The following is a 21,552-nucleotide window of genomic DNA, read 5'->3' as shown; positions in this document are numbered from 1 at the left end:
TCCACTAAATCGGTCCGGCTAAGTCGGAAAAGGGTTTCAGCCCGCTCAATAACCCGTACAGACCGTGCAATGGCACGGGCAGCCAGGCGGGGCGATTCTCGGCTTCATAGGCCACTTCATAGGCCGCCTTCTCCAGGCCGAACAACGCCAGTGCGGCGTCTTCGCCTTCAGCATCCTTCCACTCATGGGCAAGACTAGCTGCCGCCAGCCGATATGCCTCAACAAATGCCTGACGGGCCTCTTTCAAATAACGATCAGCCACCCGTTGCCGTGCCGCGTCGGCGTCGGCGGTGCTGTCGACGGTGTTCAGGTGGATCGCCATGGCGGCTGCGTAATCGAAGGAGCGCAGCACGCCGCTGACGTCCTTGTACGGGCTGTGCTTGCCGCGGCGCTCATGCAGTGGTCGTGCCGGCTCGCCCTCGAAGTCGATCAGGTAGGCGTCGCCCTTGATCACCAGTACCTGCCCCAGGTGCAGGTCGCCGTGGACGCGGATGCGCAAGCCACCGACAGCCTTGCCGGCCAGTTCCTGGATGTGCGCCAGAACGGTCTTCTTGTGTTCCAGCAAGCGGGCGACCAAGGCCTGGTCCGCCGGGTTCAATTGGCCCTGGTTCTGCTTGAGCAGGCGCAAGGCGTTCTCAACCTGCGCGGCCACATCCTTGCCGATGGCCTGGGCCTCCTTGGCGTTGGTGGCCTGGGGCGCGAAGTCCGGGTTATCGGTGGCCTGAGCCAGTACCTCGTGCATTTCCCCCAGGCGCTGGCCGAGCATGCCGGCGAAGTCCTTGAGTTCGCCCAAGGCGTTGTAGTGCTGTTCCTGCTCGGACACGGCATCGGCCAGCTCATCACGCAGGGCGCGTTCGAGGTTGTTCTGGGTCCATTCCCAGGCGTCGCCCTGATTGCTCAGGTAGCCTTGGGCGATCATCAGCAGCGCATCTTCGCCCTCGGTGTCACGGCGAATCACCGAACCGAGCAGCGGCGAAATATTGCTGAAACCTGCGGCTGTCAGGTAGGCACTCATTTCCAGCTCCGGGTGTACGCCCGACGCCACTTTGCGGATCAGTTTGAGCACCAGACTGCCGCCCACCACCACCGAACTGTTGGACTGCTCGGCGGACAGGTAACGCACCTCCGGCTCGTCTCCCAAGTTCAATGGGGCCAGGCCTTCGGTGGGTTCAAACCGCAGCTCGCCTTCGCTGCAAGGCAGCACCGTATTGGCCTGCATACTTTGCAGAACCGCCCGCACGAAACTTTCCAGGCTGAACGCATCGGTGATCAAACCGACCTGACGAACCCGGCGAACCCGAGACAGTGCCAATTGCTGCGGCAACGCCGCGCCCACCTGGTCTTCGGCCAGCAGACCGAAGGGCAGTTGATAACGCAGTGTCTGGCCAGCGCTGGTGACGTCGATTTCGCTGAGCAGCACCGGGTGCTGCGGATCGCCGAAACGCACGCCATAGACAATATTGACCTTCTCGATCGCGCTGTCTTTGCCGGCAAACCAGCGACGGTTCTGCAGCCAGCTCGGCAGGATGGTTTGCTCCAGCGTGGTGCGCGACGGTGCTTCAAGCAGTTCTTCCAGGCGTTTCTTCAGCACCAGGGTGGTGAAGTCCGGCAAGCTCTGGGCCGGCTCCACATGCCAGCTCGGCATCTGGTTTTCTGTTGCCAGGGCAAACCAGTAGAACCCATACGGCGGCAGGGTCAGCAGGAAATTCAGCTGGCCGATGGGCGGGAAGGCATTGCCCCCCAGCATTTCCACCGGGACCATCCCGGCATAGGCCGACAGGTCCAGTTCGGCGGCCTGGGCGCTACGAGACACGTTGGCCACGCACAGGATGACTTCGTGCTTGCCATCGGGGCCGGTGTATTCGCGGGTATAAGCCAGGATCCGGCGGTTGCTTGGCGAGAGCATCTTCAGCGTGCCACGACCAAAGGCCTTGGACTGCTTGCGCACCGCCAGCATCCGCCGGGTCCAGTTCAGCAATGAATGAGGATCGCCGGCCTGGGTCTCGACGTTGACCGACTGGTAGCCGTATTGCGGGTCCATGATCGGCGGCAGTACCAGGCTGGCCGGGTCGGCGCGGGAGAAACCACCGTTGCGGTCGATCGACCACTGCATCGGCGTGCGCACGCCGTCGCGGTCGCCCAGGTAGATGTTGTCGCCCATGCCGATTTCATCGCCGTAGTACAAGGTCGGCGTGCCGGGCATCGACAGCAGCAGGCTGTTGAGCAACTCGACACGGCGGCGGTCGCGCTCCATCAGCGGCGCCAGACGTCGGCGGATCCCCAGGTTAATCCGCGCCCGACGGTCGGCCGCGTAGTAATTCCACAGGTAGTCGCGCTCCTTGTCGGTGACCATCTCCAGGGTCAACTCATCGTGGTTGCGCAGGAAAATCGCCCACTGGCAATTGGCCGGAATTTCCGGGGTCTGGCGGAGAATGTCGGTGATGGGGAAGCGGTCTTCCTGGGCCAGCGCCATGTACATGCGCGGCATCAGCGGGAAATGGAACGCCATGTGGCATTCGTCACCGTTCAAACCCTGGGCGTCGACATCGCCGAAGTACAACTGGGTGTCTTCCGGCCACTGGTTGGCCTCGGCCAACAGCATACGGTCGGGGTAATTGGCATCGATCTCGGCGCGGATCTGCTTGAGGACGTCGTGGGTCTCGGGCAGGTTCTCGTTGTTGGTGCCGTCGCGCTCGATCAGGTACGGGATCGCATCCAGGCGCAGGCCGTCGATGCCCATGTCCAGCCAGTAGCGCATCACCGACAGTACGGCTTTGATCACTTGGGGGTTATCGAAGTTGAGGTCCGGCTGGTGGGAATAGAAACGGTGCCAGAAGTATTGGCCGGCTACCGGATCCCAAGTCCAGTTGGATTTCTCGGTGTCGAGGAAAATGATCCGCGTGCCATCGTACTTGTGGTCGTCGTCGGACCAGACGTAAAAATCCCGCGCCTTCGAACCCGGCTTGGCTTTGCGCGCGCGCTGGAACCATGGATGCTGGTCGGAGGTGTGGTTGATGACCAGCTCGGTGATCACCCGCAGATTACGCTTGTGGGCTTCGGCGATGAAACGCCGCGCATCGGCCATGGTGCCGTAGTCGGGGCTGACACCTCGGTACTCGGCGATGTCGTAGCCATCATCGCGCCTGGGCGAAGGATAGAACGGCAGCAGCCAGATCGTGTTGACGCCCAGATCGGCGATGTAGTCGAGCTTTTCGATCAATCCGGGAAAGTCACCGATCCCGTCGTTATTGGAATCGAAATAGGATTTGACGTGGACCTGATAAATCACCGCGTCCTTGTACCAGAGCGGGTCTTTGATAAAGGTGGCAGACCGGGGTTTCTTCGCCATTTGCAACTCCTGAGAAATTCTGTAAAGCCGCTGAAACAGGCTTGTAAGGTCTTTTTGCGTCGTGGGGCCTTTTTGTGGCGAGGGGATTTATCCTCACTTTGTGGGAGCAAAGCTTGCTCGCGATACAGGCGCCTCGATTCCCCTGAAGAGCGCGTCAACTTCATCGCGGGCAAGCCTTGCTCCCACAGCCTTACGCCACGCTGATCCGCCATATCCCGAACGGTTGGTAGGCCGGGTCGATACGCATGAACTGGTACTTGCCATACCACGTCCAACGATGCCCGCTCATCAAATCCTCGCCTTGGGTCTGGGCATCGTCCGGCAGCCCCATTTCCCACAGCGGCAACTCGAAATTGGCTTCCTGCGGGGTATGCGGGTCGAGACTCACTGCCACCAGAATGAAATTGCTGCCATCGGCGGTGCGTTTGCCGAAGTACAGGATGTTGTCGTTCCAGGCGTTGTAGATCGTCAGGCCCAAGTGCGTATGCAGCGCCGGGTTTTGCCGGCGGATGCGGTTGAGCTGGGCGATTTCGGCAATGATGTTGCCCGGCGCGGTGAAGTCCCGGGGGCGGATCTCATACTTCTCCGAGTCGAGGTATTCCTCCTTGCCCGGCACTGGCGCCGATTCGCACAATTCAAACCCCGAGTACATGCCCCACAGGCCCGAGCCCATGGTCGCCAGGGCCGCGCGGATCAGAAACCCGGCGCGCCCCGACTCATGGAGAAACGCCGGGTTGATGTCCGGCGTGTTGACGAAAAAGTTCGGCCGGTAGCACTCGCGTAACGGAGATTCGTTGAGCTCGGTGAAATACGTCGCCAGTTCGGTCTTGGTATTGCGCCAGGTGAAATAGGTGTAGCTCTGGGAATAACCGACCTTGCCCAGGCGCGCCATCATGGCCGGCGTGGTGAAGGCTTCGGCGAGGAACATCACTTCAGGGTGCTGGGCCCGCACATCGGCAATCAACCACTGCCAGAACGGCAACGGCTTGGTGTGGGGATTGTCGACACGGAAGATCTTCACGCCCTCATTGACCCACCCCACCACCACGTCCCGCAGCTCCAGCCACAGGCTGGGAATCGCATCCGCGGCGTAGAAATCGACGTTGACGATGTCCTGGTATTTCTTCGGCGGGTTTTCCGCATATTTGATCGTGCCGTCCGGCCGCCAGCTGAACCAGCCCGGATGCTGCTTGAGCCACGGGTGGTCCTGGGAACACTGGATAGCAAAGTCCAACGCGATCTCCAGGCCATGGTCGGCCGCCGCGGCCACCAGACGCCGAAAATCCTCGCGCGAGCCCAACTGCGGGTGAATCGCTTCGTGACCGCCCTCCTCGCTCCCGATGGCATAAGGGCTGCCCGGATCGTCGGGACCGGCGGTGAGGGAGTTGTTCGGGCCCTTGCGAAAGCTGCGACCGATGGGGTGGATCGGCGGGAAGTACAGCACATCGAACCCCATGTCCTGGATCACCGCCAGACGCGAATGCACGTCATTGAAGGTGCCATGACGCTTGGGATCATCGGTGATCGAGCGGGGAAAAAGCTCGTACCAACTGGCGAACTCGGCCAACTTGCGTTCGACGTCCAGAGGGTATTGCGGGCTGATACTCAAATAGGGGCGATGATCGGCCTGGGACATGAGACCGGCACTGCGGGGTGCCAGGAACAATGCCACCTGCTCAGCTGGCAACAGGCCGGAAAGCTCATGGTGCAACGCGGTCAATTGCTCCCTCAGCTCACCTTCGCTGCGCTCGGCCGCCATCTGCACCTGATTGCGTCCTTCCTGCAATTCCAGGCTGATGGGCACGCCGGCCGCGAATTTTTTCTCCAGCTCGTAGCGGAAACTGGCGAACTGGTCGATCCAGGCCTCGATGCGGAACACATAGAAGCCCTGCTCGGGCACATTGAACTGGCCTAGCCAGCCGTTATTGCCCAGCTCGGTCATGACCGCGCTGTTCCACGACTCATCCTTCAGCGCGCGCCAAAGGATATGCACGGCTAATTTGTCATGACCGTCGGCGAAGACTTTGCTGGTCACCGTCACGTCCTGCCCGGCCACGGCCTTGGCGGCGAATTGCCCGCCTTCGATGACCGGCATGGTGCTTTCAATGGCAATACGCGGCAGTAACAGGGCCTGGGACAATGGCAAATGCGGGTTGTACGACAGGTCAGTCGGGTGTTGTTCAGCAGTCATCGAGCATCGCTCCTTTTACGCCCCATGGACGTTGTGGCGGTAAAGGCCCAGTAGTCCTTGAAAGGATGGATCCCTGAAAAAACTCACTTAAACTCCGAACCGAACCGACGGTTAAAAGTTCAGAGTGATTTGCCCCGATGGCAGCGGGATCAAACCAGGCGCAGGGTGGTCAACAAGGTTAAGCACGACTCAAGCCATGTGCGTCACGGAGACCCGTCCTGATGAATATTCCCATCCCGGCTGAAACACCCGACCCCAACATTGACGACCCCACCCTGCCGCCACCCGGCCCCGAGCCGGAACCGATCCCGGAAAAAGACCCGCCGCTTGATCCCCAGCCTCCTCTGGGCGACCCGCCGAGCGAGGCGCCGGAGCGGGTTTGAACCAACAGCCTAGTGGATAACAAAAAACCTGTGGGAGCGGGCTTGCTCGCTCCACACAGGATTATGTGTTCTGGCTGGAGATCGCGGTCACGGCTTTTCCTCCTTCTCCAGCGCCCGGACAATCAGCGGCATTACGCTGAAGATCGCCAGCGCCAATACCGTACTGAGCACTGCCGTGGACTCGCGCCCCAGCCCGGCGGCGACGCCGATGGCGGCGGTCATCCACAGGCCGGCGGCGGTGGTCAGGCCTTTTACATGGCTTTCGTCACTATCGTTGCCCTTGAGGATAGTGCCCGCGCCCAGGAAACCGATGCCGGCGATAACGCCCTGCACCACACGGCTCATGGCGTCAGCCTCGGAGCCGGACATCTGCGGCACCAGCACAAACAGCGCCGCCCCCAAGGCCACCAGCATATGGGTCCGGACCCCGGCGGCCTTGCCCTTGTGTTCACGCTCAAAACCCAAGATGCCGCCCAACAACGCAGCCATCAGCAGGCGTACGGTTACCCGCGTCATCTGCTGCGCATCGGTGATATCGGCGAATTCCGATTGCAGGGTTATCCAGACTTCATGCCACCAGGCGTCCATGAACGGTCCTCTTTCCAGTCGATAAACGATGGACCGCAAGCCAGGCCAGAGGTGCGCTCGACCGCTGATCAGACGCAACGAACCGCGGCTGCGGGCCGACGCCTAACGTTCAGGACATCCAGAAGGAAACCTAACCATGAGTTTCAATATCGATAGCAACCACATCTGCACCTTCGACACCGAAGAGTTCAACGAACAGCGACCCGCCAGCGAGTTGACCGTTATCACTGATGCGGAAAAAGCCATGTCGGCGGTGGATCTCAACGGCGGCCGGGTGTACATCACCGAGGCGCAAGCCGATGCCCTGACCGTGGCCGGGGCGGTCGATGGGCGTAAGAACCTCAAGGCGACTGATAGCGATTCGGTGATCTGAATCCCTTTGTCCCTTTGATTGAAGAGAAAATCGTCCTCTGTGCAGAGAGGCTGCGTGGGAGCAAGCCTTGCTCCCACGGCGGTCTTCGCCAACGAGATCTGTTCGCCTGATCTGGATGCATCAAAGTGTCGCAGGGCCAGGGCCTCACGGCATCTGATCCGGTTTTTATCGATATACCTGAGTCTGTTATGAAAACAGTTCGATGGTCATAGTGCGCCGGCCAGTTACAGGCTGAGGAGCGACCGACCATGAGCGAAAGAATCCCCGTCCAGTTGATACAGCACTTCGAACCCGCGCCGACGAAGATAAAGGCCCGGACCACCGATAACCTGATCCACACCCGCAGCTTCACCGGTTTGTTCCGCACTTTGCGCATCAGCGGTGCAGGGCTTCTGTTCCTGCTGTTTTTCGGTACGGTGTGGCTGAACTGGGGCGACCGCCAGGCGGTGCTCTGGGACCTCGCCGAAAGCAAATTCCACATTTTTGGCGCGACCTTCTGGCCCCAGGATTTCATCCTGCTGTCGGCACTGCTGATCATCGCCGCCTTCGGCCTGTTCGCGATCACCGTATTTGCCGGTCGGGTGTGGTGCGGCTACACCTGCCCGCAGAGTTCCTGGACCTGGATCTTCATGTGGTGCGAGAAAATCACCGAAGGCGAACGGCACCAGCGGATCAAGCTGCAGGCGGCGCCCTGGACCTTGAACAAGCTGCTGCGTCGCTCAGCCAAACATACGTTGTGGCTGGCAATCAGCCTGCTCACCGGCTTGACCTTTGTCGGTTATTTCACGCCGATCCGCCCGCTGGCCGAAGAACTTCTGACCCTGCAAATGGCCGGTGTCAGTCTGTTCTGGGTGCTGTTCTTTACCGGCGCCACCTACCTCAACGCCGGCTGGCTGCGTGAAGCGGTGTGCATGCACATGTGCCCCTATGCACGATTTCAGAGCGTGATGTTCGATAAGGACACCCTGACCATTTCCTATGACACCGCCCGTGGCGACATCCGTGGCCCGCGCAAGCGCGAAGTGAACCCGGCCAATGTGGGTTTGGGCGATTGCATCGATTGCCAGATGTGCGTGCAGGTCTGCCCCACCGGCATCGACATTCGCGACGGCCTGCAAATGGAGTGCATCGGGTGCGCCGCCTGCATCGATGCCTGCGATTCGATCATGGACAAGATGGGTTATGCCCGTGGCCTGATCAAGTACACCTCTGAACATCAGTTGCAAGGTGGCAGGACTCGCCTGCTGCGACCGCGGTTGATTGGCTATACCGCCGTGCTGCTGGTGATGATCGGGGCCTTGGCCGTGGCGCTGGCAGAACGCCCCATGGTGTCGCTGGACGTGACCAAGGACCGTGGGCTGTTCCGCGAAAACAGCCTGGGCCAGATCGAGAACATCTACAGCCTGAAAATCATCAACAAGACCCAGCAGCGCCAGGATTATCAGCTGTCCCTGGCGGACGCCGAAGGTTTTGTCCTGCAGGGCAAAACGCAACTGAGCCTGGCGCCGGGGGAAATCCTCGACGTACCGGTGTCGGTGGCAATGCTCAGCGAACGGCCCCGTAGCGGCTCCCGGGAAATGGTCTTCAAGGTGGCCGACAGTGACGAGCCTGGGACTTTCAGTGAGGCCACGAGCCGCTTTGTGGCGCCGATAAATCGTTGAGGCTTAAGATGCCGAACCTTTGTGGGAGCGAGCCTGCTCGCGATGGCGGACGGTCAAACAATATCAACATTGAATGTACCGGCCCCATCGCGAGCAGGCTCGCTCCCACAGGTAACTGCGCAAGCCGTGCGTTACCCCCTGAATTGTTCAAGAGCGGGCCCGCTATGAAACGCTACGAGAAATTCGCCGACGACATCGCTGAGCTGATCCGCTCCGGCGTGCTGGGCCCAGGGCAGCGTGTGCCATCGGTGCGTTATGCCAGCCAGACCTACGGCGTCAGCCCGTCCACGGTGTTCCAGGCCTACTACCTGCTGGAGCGTCGTGGCCTGATCCGGGCTCGTCCGCGCTCCGGCTACTTCGTCAACGCCCATGCACCGAATCCGTTCGCCGAGCCGGTGATCAGCACCCAGGTGCACGACAGCACCGAAGTCGACGTCAGCGAGCTGGTGTTTTCGGTGTTGGACTCGATCAAGGATCCAGCCACCGTACCGTTCGGTTCGGCGTTCCCCAGCCCGACCCTGTTTCCCCTGCAACGACTGTCCCGCTCGCTGTCCAGCGCAACGCGGGATATGGACCCCCGAATGGTGGTCACGGACATGTCACCGGGCAATCCGCAATTGCGCCGACAGATCGCCCTGCGCTACATGGTCGGCGGGCTGATGCTGCCCATGGAAGAACTGCTGGTCACCAATGGCGCCCTGGAAGCCTTGAACCTGTGCCTGCAAGCCGTCACCGAGCCCGGCGACCTGGTGGCCATCGAGGCCCCGGCGTTCTACGCCAGCCTGCAAGTGCTGGAGCGGCTCAAGCTCAAGGCAGTGGAAATTCCGGTGCACCCACGCGACGGCATCGATCTGGATGTATTGGAGCAGACGCTGGAGCGCCACCCGATCAAAGCATGCTGGTGCATGACCAGTTTCCAGAACCCCATGGGCGCGACCATGCCCGAGGAAAGAAAACAGGCGTTGGTGGAGTTGCTACGCCGTCATCAGGTGCCGCTGATCGAGGACGATGTGTACGCAGAACTCTATTACGGCCAGCAGGCACCCAAGCCGGCCAAGGCGTTCGACACCGAAGGGCTGGTGATGCATTGCGGTTCGTTCGCCAAGAGCCTGGCGCCGGGCTATCGCATCGGCTGGGTCGCCGCCGGGCGTTACGCACAGAAGATCGAACGGCTCAAACTCATGACGTCACTGTGCGCCTCGATGCCGGCCCAGGCGGCCATCGCCGATTACCTGCAACACGGTGGTTATGATCGTCATCTGCGCAAACTGCGCTACGCCCTGGAAGAACAGCAAAGCGCCATGCTCGCCGCCATCGCCCGCTACTTCCCCGCACAGACCCGCGTCAGCCAGCCGGCGGGCGGGTATTTCCTGTGGCTGGAACTGCCGGAGCAGATGGACTCGCTGAAACTGTTCCAGATGGCCTTGGCCCAAGGCATCAGCATCGCTCCTGGGCCGATCTTTTCACCGACCCGGCGTTTCGGCAATTGCATCCGTTTGAACTACGGCAGCCCGTGGACCGAAGTGTCGGAGAAAGCCATGGAGACGTTGGGCCGGATTATTCGGTCGTTTTGATATGGGGTTGTCTGTTATTGCCCCATCGCGAGCAGGCTCGCTCCCACAGTGGGTTTGCGGCGAGACGAATCTCTCAGCTACTCAGCAGATCTCATGTGGGAGCGAGCCTGCTCGCGATGGCGGCAGAACCGACAACTTACATTTCAAAGCTCAGCGCCCGCCCCCCAAATCCACAAACGTCCCGGTCGCATACGAAGCCTTGTCCGACAGCAACCAGATAATCGCTTCAGCCACTTCATCGGGACGGCCGCCACGGGCCATGGGGATTGCCGACTCCAGCTTGCTGACCCGGTCCGGGTCGCCGCTGAGGGCATGAAAATCGGTGTAGATATAACCTGGGCGAACCGCATTGACGCGGATACCTTCTCCAGCGACTTCCTTGGACAGGCCAATGGTGAACGTGTCCAGCGCGCCTTTGGAGGCCGCGTAGTCGACATACTCGCCCGGCGCGCCCAGGCGGGCGGCCACCGAGGAGACGTTCACAATACTGCCACCTTGCCCGCCATGCCTGGGCGACATGCGCAACACCGCGTGCTTGGCGCAGAGGATTGGCCCCAGCACGTTGGTCTTCATGATCTTGAGAATGCGGAACTCGGACATTTCGTCGAGTCGGGACTTGTGAGCGACCGTGCCGGCGTTGTTCACCAAAGCGGTGACGCGACCCAACTCAGCGTCCACACGATCGAACAGCGCGACCACTTCGTCTTCGATGCTGACATCCGCCCGCACGGCAATCGCCTGGGCGCCCTTGGCCCGGACCTGTCCGAGCACATCCTGCGCGGCGCCTTCATCAGACTGGTAATTGATGCAGATCCGATAGCCCAGGTCGGCAGCCAACAGCGCCGTGGCCGCCCCGATCCCGCGGCCGCCACCGGTGATAACGATGACCTTATCCACGTTTGCTCTCCCCATTGCACGGATAGACGTCCGGCCCAAGAATAGCGTTCACGCTGCGCTTTTGCACAAGCCGTTGTGCTTGCGCTTGGCTCAGCGAGCCAAAGCCCGCAGATCCAGACGTCCATCCAGCAACGGCGGGCACCAGTAGTAGCCCCCCGTGATCGGCCGGCTCATGCGATACAGGCCGTCGGTGATACCGTCCTCCAGGCCGCTCATGCGCCGCAGTTGAGCCTCGAAAGCGTCGAGGGAGAAACCGAACGCCAGGAACATCAGGCCTGCGCGATCCCCTTCAATCCACGGCATGGAACGGCGTACGACGAAGGCTTCCGGGGCGAAGCTTTCCTGGGCGGTGCGTTTGACGTGGGCCGACTCCGGGGCATCGTCGATTTCCTCGTTGTCGCTCAGGCGCCGGCCCATGATGTTGTCGCGCTCATGGGGTTGCATGGCGGCGAAACCATCCAGATCGTGTTGCCACTGCTGGATCGCCGCAAAACTGCCACCGCGCACTCCATCGACACCTTGAGCCAGGGCAGCGGCGATGGCCGCTTCATCGTGAGGGTTCTCAGTGCCGTCTTCATAACCGGTCAGGTCATGGCCGGTCATATGACGGAAAGTTTCGTTCATCTGCACCAGGCGCAACGCCGGGGCCAGAGCGGCCTCGATGGCACGGCTGCGGTGCAGCAGCTCGCCACGGTCTTCGCCGTGTAGCCAGCACCACAGCGCGTGCTGGGTCGAAGGGTTGTCCACGCCCACGCCGGCCAGGGCCGGAAACGCCCGCAGGCCTTCGACCTGCGCACCCAGCGCCTGGACCAGCGACTCGCCCAGGCCGATCACTACTCGATCATCGACTTGCAACAAAAGCTTATCGATCGCAGCCGGCAGCGCCTCGACCGATTCCAGGGCAAAAAACAAGTGACGGGCCTGAGGCGGAACAGGGGTGGCGAGAATGCCGGGCTGGTAGTAGCTCATGTGGACTCCTTTAGAAAGAGCGCAAGTTTACCCGGCGACCAGTGGTTTGTGTGGTTGCCATGGGCTGTCGAAGGCCAGGACGCTAAAGATTTTCGTAGGAAGTCTCTTGCAACCCGGTCAGATGACTCGGAACCCGGTTCGAACTGCAAGGATCCCGATTGCCGGACATCGGAAAACTCCCTAGATTGGGTGCCCCCAAAGCTGCTGGCAGAGCGGCTGGCACCCTCAGGACTCATGGAGAACGGTCAGACATGCACATTGCCAAATCGATACTTACGGGCGCTTTTTTCATCGCCTGCGGCACAACAACGGGCTTTGCCCAGGAGCGCGTTGAAGACACCGTCAATGCCGTGATCCAGCCCTTGATGAAACAACAGGACATCGCCGGCATGGCCGTGGCAATCACTCACAACGGTGAACGTCATTACTTCAATTACGGGGTGGCCTCCAAGGACACGAAGCAGGCAGTGACCGACCAGACGCTGTTCGAAATCGGCTCGGTCAGCAAGACCTTCACCGCCACCCTCGGCGCCTACGCCCAGGCCCAAGGCAAGCTGTCGCTGTCGGACCCGGCCGGTCGCTTCGCCCCCGAGCTGAGCGGCAGCGCCCTGAAAGGCATCAGCCTGCTCAACCTTGCCACCTACACGCCGGGTGGCCTGCCGTTGCAGTTTCCTGGCGAAGCGGACCATCCGGACCGGATGTTCAGTTACTACAAGACCTGGAAACCACTCTATCCGGCCGGTACCCAGCGGCTCTATTCAAACCCGAGCATCGGCCTGTTCGGCTACCTGGCGGCCCGCAGCCTGGAACGACCGTTCGATGAGGTGATGGAACAGACACTGATGCCGGGATTAGGCCTCAAGCACAGTTATGTACGGGTGCCCAAGGATCAATTGAGCCGTTACGCCCAAGGCTACGCGAAGGACGGCAAGCCAGTGCGGGTCGGACCGGGAGCGCTGGACGCCGAGGCCTATGGCGTGAAAACCAGTTCATCGGACCTGATCCGCTTCATCGAGGCTAACCTGCGGCCTGAAAAGCTGGACGCCGATCTGCGACAGGCCATCGCCACGACGCATACCGGGTTCTACAAGGCCAATGGCATGACCCAGGGGTTGGGTTGGGAGTTCTACCCCTACCCCGTCACGCTTGACGCGCTATTGGCCGGCAATGCACCGCAGATGGCCCTGATGCCACAAAAAGTGGAGCCGCTCAACCCACCCCTGCCTGCGCCGGCCGACAGCTGGATCAACAAGACTGGCTCGACCGGTGGCTTTGGTGCCTATGCGGCGTTCGTTCCTGGAAAGGATATGGGGATCGTGATGCTGGCAAACAAAAACTACCCGATCGAGGAACGGGTGAAGGCCGCGCACAAGATCCTGACGGCGCTGGAGAAACAATAGGCTACGCAAATTACTGTGGCGAGGAAGCTTGCTCCCTCGCCACAAAGGGAGCTCATCGCCTGCCCGATCAATCCTCCAGCGGCTTCGGCGCAGTCACCGGTTTGCCCGTCTTGCCTGCCTTGGCACCCTTGCCTTCCTGGGCCGGCGCAGCTTCAGGCGCGGGAGTCGGGGCTGGCGCCGCCGCTTCCTTTTCTGCTGGAGGCAGTTTATCGACGGTGTCGAAGATATCCTTCAGCTCAATCGCACCTGAGTGCTCAAGCTTCTTTTCTCCGTCCTTGCCCACCAGGATGATCTTGGTCTGGGCACCGGCCCCCAACCTGAGTGAACGGATCAGCGCCATGGTGCTTTGCGGGTCCAGGTCTTTGCCATCGCGCTGCCCCATCGTGTTGAGCACGGTGTAAAGCACCAGGTTGCGCTCGGAAAAACCCTGTTTGCCGGCCGGTTCCTCCAATGCTTTTTTCAGGCTGACCCATGCAGGATCGACGGTGCTCGGCGCGATGACAATCAAGGGGCGGGATTTGCCCTTGTCCGCGGCCAAGGGTGAGTCGCCATCCGCGGCGAACAAGGGACCTGCAATGGCCAACAAGGTAGCGAAGGTCAACGACCGAATGAGCATGCGCCTCTCCTTTTGATATCTACGCTGTACTGATTGCGCATGGCGGCGATTGTTCCGCGACAGTCGCCCAATACCGCGCCTGCCTGCCTTGAAGCTTAGGCCAGAGGGGTCATTGCGCAACCGTGGCGTGGGAGATGAACAATTTCGTGACAGGAGTCGGGCACAACTTATGTGGGAGCGAGCCTGCTCGCGATGGCGCACAGTCAATCAAGCAGATGTTCTGCTGTACCGGCCTCATCGCGAGCAGGCTCGCTCCCACATTGATTGGTGCGCAGGTTAGTTAGAACGCCAACTTGAACCCGATCATCGCCAGCATCACTGCCAGGCATGGGCGCAGCACCTCATCGGAAATGCGGCCCGACAAGTGACTGCCCAGGTAGATGCCCGGCAACGAGCCGACCAGCAGGTAACCCAGGATGTGCCAGTCCATGTTGCCCATGCTGGCGTGGCCCAGGCCAGCGACCAGGGTCAGCGGTACGGCGTGGGCGATTTCAGTGCCCACCAGGCGCTTGGTGACCAGGAATGGATAGAGAATGAACAGTGCGACAGTGCCCAGTGCGCCAGCGCCAATGGAGGTCAGTGCGACCATGACGCCCAATATCAGGCCAGTGACGACGGTGAGTACATTGAGCCGCGAGCCGGTGGGATTGTAGTGGCCGCCCGCACGATCATGGGCAAATTGCAGGAGGCGTTTCTTGAACAGAATCGCCAGGGCGGTGGCGAACAGCACAAAACCCAGGGCTTGCTTGATGATCGCGTTCATGGCGTCGGGCGAACTGTGCAGACTGCTGAGAAACCACAGCGTCAATCCTACCGCCGGCACACTGCCCAAGGTCAGCCAGCCGGTGATGGCCCAATCGATGTTGCGGTTCTTGGCGTGAACCAATACACCGCCGGACTTGGTAATCGCCGCGTACAGCAGATCGGTACCCACTGCGGTTGCAGGGTTGATACCAAACCACAACAGAATGGGGGTCATCAGCGAACCGCCGCCCACGCCGGTCATCCCGACGATAAAACCGACAACCAAGCCCGCTATGACTAAACCGACATTACCGAAATCCATTAAGCGCGACCGCATGAAATAAAATCTGGGCGCGAGCATAGCGATTTTTCTTATAACCACCTATACCAATGTGATCTATCTTTATTCCCTTTTCCTCTGACATTACTGAACCGGCAGGAAGTTAAGAAAGAGCAGGCTCTGGGCATAGTTCAGACCGATCCGCCGGTAGCGCTCGTCCAGCATTTGGGTCAGCAGGTCCAGGCGCGCAACGATTTTTCCAAACTCCACGGCAAAGCTGAGATTGCTGCCCTCCTCCGAAATCTCATTGGAAAACAGCAGCGGTTTGCCGTCTTTGTCCAGTCGTTGGCTGAGTATCCAAGTGGCTTTTTCGATGTTGCGCGCCGCGTTGCTGACAAAGCGCGGGTCGATCGCGTCGGTCATGTAGAACTCGAGACGATTGCCATGGGCCGTGACCAGCATGCTGCCAATGGCGTAGATGAACGCCCCCACCCGATCCCCCAGGAACTCAGGGCTCATGGCATAGCTCAGGGCGGCCAGGTCCTTCTTGCCGCCAAGGGTCGGTAACGGCTGTTGCTGCTCGATGGCCAGGCGCACCTGCTTTTCCGCGGCACGGGCGTCGAGAAATCCGGACTTGCGCAACTCTTCGGGGTTGCGCAGATAAAGCTTGTTCATCAGCAGATAGAGGCTTTGCAGGTTGTCATGCATCGCCAGTGTGGCCATGCGGTCAACGCTGGTCTGCAGCAGTTCCTGAGGCCTGGTGTTGCTGAACTGAGTGACCATGTCTTGCCCCTGCTGATGACTGCAACCGCCGCCAAGCAACATCAACACGCCGACCAACAGCGCTGAACAGCGACGTCGCGACACCATCACGAAATGAAAAACACCGGCCATCGAGTCTCGGTCTGGGCTTGGGGAGGCGGTGGGGGTCGCCGCTTCCTGGCCATGGATAGAGCGGCAAAAAACGTAAAAGTGCGATGGACGAGGGAAAACCACACAGATGGGGAAGATCCGCCCCGCTCAATTAGTATGACTTTTTAATTGATTAATCGCGATTAATGGCTATAAATCCCTTCTAGCCTTTCAAATAGAAAGACTACTAACCAAATATACCTTCATCGCTGTCCGACTAAACACCGGACTCGACCCGCGTTCCAAACAACAACAAGACAGGAAGGAAGGTCACACCATGCTTGAATCCAGACATCTGCTCACGGCTCTCGGAGTGTCTCTGATGATCGCCACCTCTGCATCCCAGGCCGCCGGCCTGAGCAATGAACGCGCAGCGTTCGGCAAGACCAGCGACGGTACCGCGGTGGAAAAATTCGTCCTGCGCAACAGCCACGGCATGGAGGCTACTGTCATCACGTACGGCGGGATCCTCCAGTCACTGATCGTGCCGGACAAGAACGGTATGGCCGCCGATGTTGTGCTGGGCTTCGACGATGTGCAGGGTTACCAGAAGAACGGCAATGTGTATTTCGGCGCAACCATTGGCCGCTTCGGCAATCGCCTGGCTGGCGGCGCATTCGAGTTGGACGGCAAGCGCTACCAGGTGCCGCAGAACGACAAGAGCAACTCCCTGCACGGCGGACCGCAAGGTTTCGACAAGCGCGTCTGGAAGGCCGAACCCCATGACGGCAAGGACTCGGTGGGCGTGACCCTGACCTACCTGTCGGCGGATGGCGAGATGGGTTTCCCAGGCGCACTGAAAACAGATGTCACCTACAGCCTCAATGAACGGAACGAATTACGTATCGAGTACCAGGCCACCACCGACAAACCCACAGTGCTGAACCTGACCAACCACAGCTATTTCAACCTCGCCGGTGCCGGTAACGGCGACATACTCAAACAGGTCGCGACCCTGCATGCCGCCCATTACACCCCGGTGACCGACAAGCTTATCCCCACCGGTGAGTTGGCCCCCGTGGCCGGTACGCCGATGGACTTCACCAAGCCCACCGCCATCGGCACCCATATCAAGGCCGATCACCCGCAGCTCAAATTCGCCGAACCCAAACAGGGCGGTTTCGATTTCAACTGGGCACTTGACGCCAAGGGTGACGTGAGCAAACTGGCCGCTGATGTCTACGACCCACAGTCCGGACGGCGCTTGGAGCTCTACACCACCGAGCCTGGCGTGCAGTTCTATACCAGCAACTTCCTCGACGGCACGATCAAGGGCAAGCACGGCAAGGTCTATCCGCATTGGGGCGCGTTCACTCTGGAAACCCAACACTACCCCGACTCGCCAAACCAGCCGAACTTCCCGTCGACCCGGCTTGACCCCGGCCAGACCTACACCCAGACCATGGTGTTGAAGTTCTCCGCGCAATAAATCCTGCCCTTCGAAAAGATCGTTCCCACGGCGGTGGGGACGATCAACCTTGAACACCTGGTCTATCCTGCTGCCACACGTCTGATGTTCTGCAAACAGGAGGTAGACATGAGGACTCTGGAACTGGCTGGCGAGGCCGTACCGGTGATTGGCCAGGGCACCTGGCGCATGGGGGAAGAACCGTCCCTTCACAAGAAGGAAGTGGCGGCCCTGCGCCTGGGCATTGAATTGGGCATGACGCTGATCGACACGGCGGAGATGTACGCCGAGGGCGGCGCCGAAGAGGTCGTTGGGGAAGCGATCACCGGCCTGCGGGACCAGGTTTTCCTGGTGAGCAAGGTGTATCCCCACAATGCCAGCCGCAAAGGCATTGCGCTTGCCTGCGAACGCAGTTTGCGCCGACTGGACACCGATTACATCGATCTCTATCTGCTGCATTGGCGCGGGCAATACCCGCTGGAAGAAACCGTCGAAGCGTTCGAACGCCTGCGCCAAGAAGGCAAGATCGGCCGCTGGGGCGTGTCGAACTTTGATGTCGCGGACCTTGAAGAACTGGCTTCACCGGCCTGCGCCACCAACCAGGTGCTGTACAACCTGCAGGAGCGTGGCATCGAATTCGACCTGCTGCCCTGGTGCCAACAGCAGCGCATGCCAGTCATGGCTTACTGCCCGGTCGGCCAGGGCGGGCAACTGCTCAAGGACCACACCTTGGGCCAGATCGCCGAACGCCATGGCGCAACCCCAGCGCAGATCGCCCTGGCCTGGCTGTTGCGTCAGGACAATGTCATTGCCATCCCCAAAGCCGTTCAGACTGAACATGTGCGCTTGAACGCCGAAGCGGCCAACCTGAAGCTCGCACCCCAGGATCTGGCGGCGCTGGATTTGATATTCCCGCAGCCCGAAGGCAAGCAGCGCTTGGCGATGGTCTAGTTCTCACGAGCAAAGCGCTTTTGTGGCGAGGGAGCTTGCTCCCGCTCGGTTGCGCAGCAACCGCCAGAAGGGGCCGCTACGCGCCCCAGCGGGAGCAAGCTCCCTCGCCACAAAAGCCTCCCGCCCGCAACACTGGCGCATCCGTCAGAACAAGCCCATCTGCCCCCCCACCAGGGTCGAGAAATCGTCATCCACAAACGGCAGAATCGCGTCCGCCACCGGTTGCAGCTGTTTGGTCACGTAATGGTCGTAATCGATCGGTGCGCTGCGGGTTTCCAGCGGCTCGGGGCCGGCGACAGTGATCACGTAGCTGATCCACCCGCCGTTCTGGTATTGCCGCGCACGGCCCTGGCGCTGGTTGAACTCGTCAGCCAGCCGCGCGGCGCGCACGTGCGGCGGTACGTTGCGTTCGTAGTCTTCCAGAGGCCGGCGCAAGCGCTTGCGGTAGACCAGCCGATCATCGAACGCTCCGGCCAGGGTCTGGTGCACATAATCGCGCACATAATCCTGGTAAGGCTTGCGGTGGAAGATCCGCCCATACAGCTCCTGCTGGAACTGCCGGGCCAGCGGCGACCAGTCGGTGCGCACGGTTTCCAGGCCCTTATAGACGATCTCGTCGCTGCCGTCGGCGCGGGTTACCAGCCCGGCATAGCGCTTCTTGCTGCCCTCTTCCGCGCCACGAATGGTGGGCATCAGAAAACGTTTGAAATGGGTTTCGAACTGCAACTCCAGTGCGCTCTCCAGCCCGAACTCATCACGCACGTGTTCGCGCCACCACTGATTGACGTATGCCACCAGTTCCTGGCCGATGGACGCCGCCTCTTCCTGGCCGTGGGCCCGGCGCAACCAGACGAACGTGGAGTCGGTATCACCGTAAATCACCACATGCCCCCGGGCTTCGACCAACTGCCGGGTACGCTGCATGATCTGGTGACCCCGCAGGGTGATGGAGGACGCCAGCCGCGGATCGAAGAAACGACAGCCACTGGAACCGAGTACGCCATAGAAGGCGTTCATGATGATTTTCAGTGCCTGGGACAGCGGTGCATTGTGTTCCCGCTTGGCGGTTTCCCGGCCTTCGGCCACCCGCGCCACGATGGCTGGCAGGCAATGCCGCGTGCGGGAGAAACGTGCCCCGCGAAAACCGGGCACCGACTGGCTTTCGTCCGGGTGGCGCAAGCCTTCGATCAAGCCCACCGGGTCGATCAGGAAGGTGCGGATGATCGACGGATACAGGCTCTTGTAGTCCAGCACCAGCACCGACTCGTAGAGTCCCGGCTGGGAATCCATGACAAAACCACCCGGGCTGGCCTCGGGCGGGCGCTGGCCAAGGTTCGGCGCAACGAAACCCTGGCGGTGCATCAGTGGCATGTACAAGTGTGTGAAGGCCGCCACCGAACCACCGCTGCGGTCCGCCGGCAGACCGGTAACGCTGGCCCGCTCCAGCAGGAACTTGAGCAGCTCGGTCTTGGCGAAGATCCGCGTCACCAGCTCACAGTCCTTGAGGTTGTAACGAGCCAGGGCCGGTTTGTCCTCGGCAAACATGCGATTGATCTCGTCCATGCGCTGGTACGGGTTGTCGATGGACTTACCCTCTCCCAACAACGTCTGGGCGACATTTTCCAGGCTGAACGAAGGGAAACTCCAGGTCGCCGAACGCAGCGACTCAATGCCGTCGATGATCAGCCGGCCTGCCGCCGAGGCGAAAAAGTGATTGTTGCGCGCGCCATGCTCGCGCCACTGCATCTCCTCCCCGCCTCGCCCCAGGCGTAGCGGCACGGCCAGGCGCCGGGCGTGCTCATGCAGCACGCGCAAATCGAACTGCACCAGGTTCCAGCCAATGATCGCGTCAGGGTCGAAACGGGCGAACCAATCGTTGAGTTTCTTCAGCAGCAAAGTGCGCGATTCACAATATTCGAGCTGGAAATCCACGGCAGTATCGTCGCCATTGGGCGGGCCGAGCATATACACCTGACGCTCGCCGCAGCCTTCAAGGGCAATGGAGTACAAATCGCCCTGGGCGGTGGTTTCGATGTCCAGGGACACCAGACGCAAAGGCGGACGATACTCGGGCGCCGGTTTCATCTGGGCGTCCAGCAGCAGGCCCTCAGCGGCCTTTGTGCCACCGAACCAGACCGGCGCGGTGATGAAACGCTCCATCAGGTAGCGTTCCGGTGGACGGATGTCAGCTTCGAACACCTCCACGCCGGCACGGCGCAAGGTGGTGTCCAGGCGCATCAGTTGGGCATGTTGCCGGCAATACAGGCCCAGCACCGGTCGATGCTCGAAATCCAGCAGGTCCAGGGGTCGCAATTCAACGTCCTTCTCCCCTTGCAGCAAGGCTTCGACCTGACCGCGCTGAATCTGTGGCACGAATGCCACCGACGGCTGCACCGGCAAGCGCACGCGCCGGGGGCCGGTGTCGGTCGCCAGCCAGAATTCGACTTCGGTGCCGGCCGGGGTATCGCGCCAATGCCGGGTCAGGACGAAGCCCTGCTGTAGATCCACCGCTGCAACCTCGATTTTTTGCGTAAGCGACGATTCTACCTGTGGTGAGGGGATTTATCTGTGGGAGCAAGGCCTGCCCCCACAGTGGCGATAAATCCCTCGCCCCAACAGTGCATGGCCTCACTTCGGTGGTGAACTCACCGACAATGACGTTTTTGGACGACTGACTGCCGCTTTACCGCTTGCTCTGCGCCGTTGGGTCTACGATTCTTAAACCACCTGCAAAAACAACACCTGAGGCTTCCCCATGAAAACCGTCGCGCAGTTGCTCCGGATCAAAGACGAGAAAAACCAGCAAGTGCACACCATTTCACCGGACGACATGGTGCTGCAGGCCCTGATGCGCATGGCCGAGAAAAACGTCGGTGCCCTGCTGGTGGTGAAGAACGGCGAAGTACTGGGGATCATCAGTGAGCGCGACTACGCGCGCAAAATGGTCTTGCATGGCCGCTCCTCAGTAGGCACCAAAGTGAGCGACATCATGGTGTCACCCGTGATTACGATAGACCCCCACCAGAATGTCGAAACCTGCCTGAGCATCATGACCGAAAAACATTTGCGGCATTTGCCGGTGGTCGAAGACGGCAAACTCGTCGGTCTGCTGTCCATTGGTGACCTGGTCAAGGAAGCGATTGCCGAGCAGGCGGACCTGATCCGACAACTGGAGCAATACATTCGCGGCGAATGACCCGTTCGGGCGGGTTGCTCAATCCCAACCTCCTTCTATATTGAAGGAGTTGTCCTGCCG

17 protein-coding genes are annotated in these 21,552 nt (G+C 60.6%); 8 read left to right on the top strand and 9 right to left on the bottom strand.

Annotation, left to right across the window (positions count from 1 at the left end):
- Positions 1-4 precede the first annotated feature (4 nt).
- Together treS and HQ912_RS11155 are read right to left on the bottom strand one after the other, a co-directional pair.
- Positions 5-3,349 carry a maltose alpha-D-glucosyltransferase gene (gene treS, locus HQ912_RS11160; RefSeq protein ID WP_173406779.1) on the bottom strand — a complete coding sequence of 1,115 codons (3,345 nt, stop codon included), beginning with the start codon at positions 3,347-3,349 and terminating at the stop codon, positions 5-7.
- Positions 3,350-3,539: 190 nt separating this feature from the next.
- The gene (locus HQ912_RS11155) at positions 3,540-5,540 is read right to left on the bottom strand and encodes an alpha-1,4-glucan--maltose-1-phosphate maltosyltransferase (protein WP_076384011.1); all 2,001 of its coding nucleotides are present in this window, start codon (positions 5,538-5,540) and stop codon (positions 3,540-3,542) included.
- Between the two features lie 221 nt (positions 5,541-5,761).
- Here HQ912_RS11155 and HQ912_RS11150 point away from each other — a divergent pair, with 221 nt between their 5' ends.
- The gene (locus HQ912_RS11150) at positions 5,762-5,923 is read left to right on the top strand and encodes a hypothetical protein (protein ID WP_172833790.1); all 162 of its coding nucleotides are present in this window, start codon (positions 5,762-5,764) and stop codon (positions 5,921-5,923) included.
- Positions 5,924-6,010: 87 nt separating this feature from the next.
- On the opposite strand, the gene HQ912_RS11145 is transcribed toward HQ912_RS11150, so the two are convergent.
- Positions 6,011-6,511, bottom strand: coding sequence for an MgtC/SapB family protein (locus HQ912_RS11145; protein ID WP_076384010.1), 501 nt, complete (start codon positions 6,509-6,511; stop codon positions 6,011-6,013).
- A gap of 136 nt (positions 6,512-6,647) precedes the next feature.
- Between HQ912_RS11145 and HQ912_RS11140 the strand changes: the two genes are divergently transcribed.
- From HQ912_RS11140 to mapR, 3 genes are all read left to right on the top strand, one after another.
- Positions 6,648-6,884, top strand: coding sequence for a DUF3203 family protein (locus HQ912_RS11140; RefSeq protein ID WP_047227771.1), 237 nt, complete (start codon positions 6,648-6,650; stop codon positions 6,882-6,884).
- Positions 6,885-7,132: 248 nt separating this feature from the next.
- Complete coding sequence (gene ccoG, locus HQ912_RS11135; RefSeq protein ID WP_173406778.1) at positions 7,133-8,545, top strand: cytochrome c oxidase accessory protein CcoG; 1,413 nt, start codon at positions 7,133-7,135, stop codon at positions 8,543-8,545.
- Positions 8,546-8,709: 164 nt separating this feature from the next.
- Positions 8,710-10,119 (top strand): GntR family transcriptional regulator MpaR, encoded by a 1,410-nt coding sequence (mapR, locus tag HQ912_RS11130; RefSeq protein WP_076384008.1) that lies wholly within the window; start codon positions 8,710-8,712, stop codon positions 10,117-10,119.
- 150 nt (positions 10,120-10,269) lie between these two features.
- Here mapR and HQ912_RS11125 read toward each other — a convergent pair whose 3' ends face one another.
- Both HQ912_RS11125 and HQ912_RS11120 read right to left on the bottom strand, forming a co-directional pair.
- Complete coding sequence (locus HQ912_RS11125; RefSeq protein ID WP_076384007.1) at positions 10,270-11,016, bottom strand: SDR family oxidoreductase; 747 nt, start codon at positions 11,014-11,016, stop codon at positions 10,270-10,272.
- A gap of 90 nt (positions 11,017-11,106) precedes the next feature.
- Positions 11,107-11,985 carry a Dyp-type peroxidase gene (locus HQ912_RS11120; RefSeq protein WP_139049627.1) on the bottom strand — a complete coding sequence of 293 codons (879 nt, stop codon included), beginning with the start codon at positions 11,983-11,985 and terminating at the stop codon, positions 11,107-11,109.
- 251 nt (positions 11,986-12,236) lie between these two features.
- On the opposite strand from HQ912_RS11120, the gene ampC reads away from it, so the two are divergent.
- Complete coding sequence (ampC, locus tag HQ912_RS11115; protein WP_173406777.1) at positions 12,237-13,385, top strand: class C beta-lactamase; 1,149 nt, start codon at positions 12,237-12,239, stop codon at positions 13,383-13,385.
- A 67-nt stretch (positions 13,386-13,452) separates the two neighbouring features.
- Here the strand turns inward: ampC and HQ912_RS11110 are convergent, their stop codons facing one another.
- The 3 genes from HQ912_RS11110 to HQ912_RS11100 all read right to left on the bottom strand — a co-directional run bounded on the left by HQ912_RS11110 (position 13,453) and on the right by HQ912_RS11100 (position 15,895).
- Positions 13,453-14,001: a DUF4174 domain-containing protein gene (locus tag HQ912_RS11110; RefSeq protein WP_076384005.1), complete on the bottom strand. Its 549-nt coding sequence runs from the start codon at positions 13,999-14,001 to the stop codon at positions 13,453-13,455.
- A 280-nt stretch (positions 14,002-14,281) separates the two neighbouring features.
- Positions 14,282-15,067, bottom strand: coding sequence for a sulfite exporter TauE/SafE family protein (locus tag HQ912_RS11105; RefSeq protein WP_047227884.1), 786 nt, complete (start codon positions 15,065-15,067; stop codon positions 14,282-14,284).
- 102 nt (positions 15,068-15,169) lie between these two features.
- On the bottom strand, positions 15,170-15,895 hold the full coding sequence (locus HQ912_RS11100) for a hypothetical protein (protein WP_370695203.1): 726 nt from the start codon (positions 15,893-15,895) through the stop codon (positions 15,170-15,172).
- A gap of 319 nt (positions 15,896-16,214) precedes the next feature.
- Between HQ912_RS11100 and HQ912_RS11095 the strand changes: the two genes are divergently transcribed.
- Positions 16,215-17,366: an aldose epimerase family protein gene (locus HQ912_RS11095; protein WP_047227763.1), complete on the top strand. Its 1,152-nt coding sequence runs from the start codon at positions 16,215-16,217 to the stop codon at positions 17,364-17,366.
- 108 nt (positions 17,367-17,474) lie between these two features.
- A complete protein-coding gene (locus tag HQ912_RS11090; protein ID WP_076384004.1) occupies positions 17,475-18,296 on the top strand; it encodes an aldo/keto reductase in 822 nt (273 codons plus the stop codon).
- A 144-nt stretch (positions 18,297-18,440) separates the two neighbouring features.
- Here the strand turns inward: HQ912_RS11090 and HQ912_RS11085 are convergent, their stop codons facing one another.
- Positions 18,441-20,804: a DNA polymerase II gene (locus HQ912_RS11085; RefSeq protein ID WP_076384003.1), complete on the bottom strand. Its 2,364-nt coding sequence runs from the start codon at positions 20,802-20,804 to the stop codon at positions 18,441-18,443.
- A 247-nt stretch (positions 20,805-21,051) separates the two neighbouring features.
- Here HQ912_RS11085 and HQ912_RS11080 point away from each other — a divergent pair, with 247 nt between their 5' ends.
- Positions 21,052-21,492: a CBS domain-containing protein gene (locus HQ912_RS11080; RefSeq protein ID WP_047227760.1), complete on the top strand. Its 441-nt coding sequence runs from the start codon at positions 21,052-21,054 to the stop codon at positions 21,490-21,492.
- Positions 21,493-21,552: the final 60 nt, after the last annotated feature.

Source organism: Pseudomonas sp. MPDS, from assembly GCF_013283895.1.
GTDB classification, from domain to species: Bacteria; Pseudomonadota; Gammaproteobacteria; order Pseudomonadales; family Pseudomonadaceae; genus Aquipseudomonas; species Aquipseudomonas rhizophila.
The sequence above is the reverse complement of the archived record's forward strand: the minus strand, read 5'-3'. Positions and strand labels throughout refer to the sequence as shown.

What these genes read in the sequence shown, in the direction of transcription:
- HQ912_RS11095 (WP_047227763.1), top strand. Translation starts at nt 16,215, where the DNA reads ATGCTTGAATCCAGACATCTGCTCACGGCTCTCGGAGTGTCTCTGATG.
- HQ912_RS11110 (WP_076384005.1), bottom strand. Translation starts at nt 14,001, where the DNA reads ATGCTCATTCGGTCGTTGACCTTCGCTACCTTGTTGGCCATTGCAGGT.
- treS (WP_173406779.1), bottom strand. Translation starts at nt 3,349, where the DNA reads ATGGCGAAGAAACCCCGGTCTGCCACCTTTATCAAAGACCCGCTCTGG.
- HQ912_RS11145 (WP_076384010.1), bottom strand. Translation starts at nt 6,511, where the DNA reads ATGGACGCCTGGTGGCATGAAGTCTGGATAACCCTGCAATCGGAATTC.
- HQ912_RS11150 (WP_172833790.1), top strand. Translation starts at nt 5,762, where the DNA reads ATGAATATTCCCATCCCGGCTGAAACACCCGACCCCAACATTGACGAC.
- ccoG (WP_173406778.1), top strand. Translation starts at nt 7,133, where the DNA reads ATGAGCGAAAGAATCCCCGTCCAGTTGATACAGCACTTCGAACCCGCG.
- HQ912_RS11120 (WP_139049627.1), bottom strand. Translation starts at nt 11,985, where the DNA reads ATGAGCTACTACCAGCCCGGCATTCTCGCCACCCCTGTTCCGCCTCAG.
- HQ912_RS11090 (WP_076384004.1), top strand. Translation starts at nt 17,475, where the DNA reads ATGAGGACTCTGGAACTGGCTGGCGAGGCCGTACCGGTGATTGGCCAG.
- ampC (WP_173406777.1), top strand. Translation starts at nt 12,237, where the DNA reads ATGCACATTGCCAAATCGATACTTACGGGCGCTTTTTTCATCGCCTGC.
- HQ912_RS11140 (WP_047227771.1), top strand. Translation starts at nt 6,648, where the DNA reads ATGAGTTTCAATATCGATAGCAACCACATCTGCACCTTCGACACCGAA.
- mapR (WP_076384008.1), top strand. Translation starts at nt 8,710, where the DNA reads ATGAAACGCTACGAGAAATTCGCCGACGACATCGCTGAGCTGATCCGC.
- HQ912_RS11100 (WP_370695203.1), bottom strand. Translation starts at nt 15,895, where the DNA reads ATGGTGTCGCGACGTCGCTGTTCAGCGCTGTTGGTCGGCGTGTTGATG.
- HQ912_RS11105 (WP_047227884.1), bottom strand. Translation starts at nt 15,067, where the DNA reads ATGGATTTCGGTAATGTCGGTTTAGTCATAGCGGGCTTGGTTGTCGGT.
- HQ912_RS11080 (WP_047227760.1), top strand. Translation starts at nt 21,052, where the DNA reads ATGAAAACCGTCGCGCAGTTGCTCCGGATCAAAGACGAGAAAAACCAG.
- HQ912_RS11155 (WP_076384011.1), bottom strand. Translation starts at nt 5,540, where the DNA reads ATGACTGCTGAACAACACCCGACTGACCTGTCGTACAACCCGCATTTG.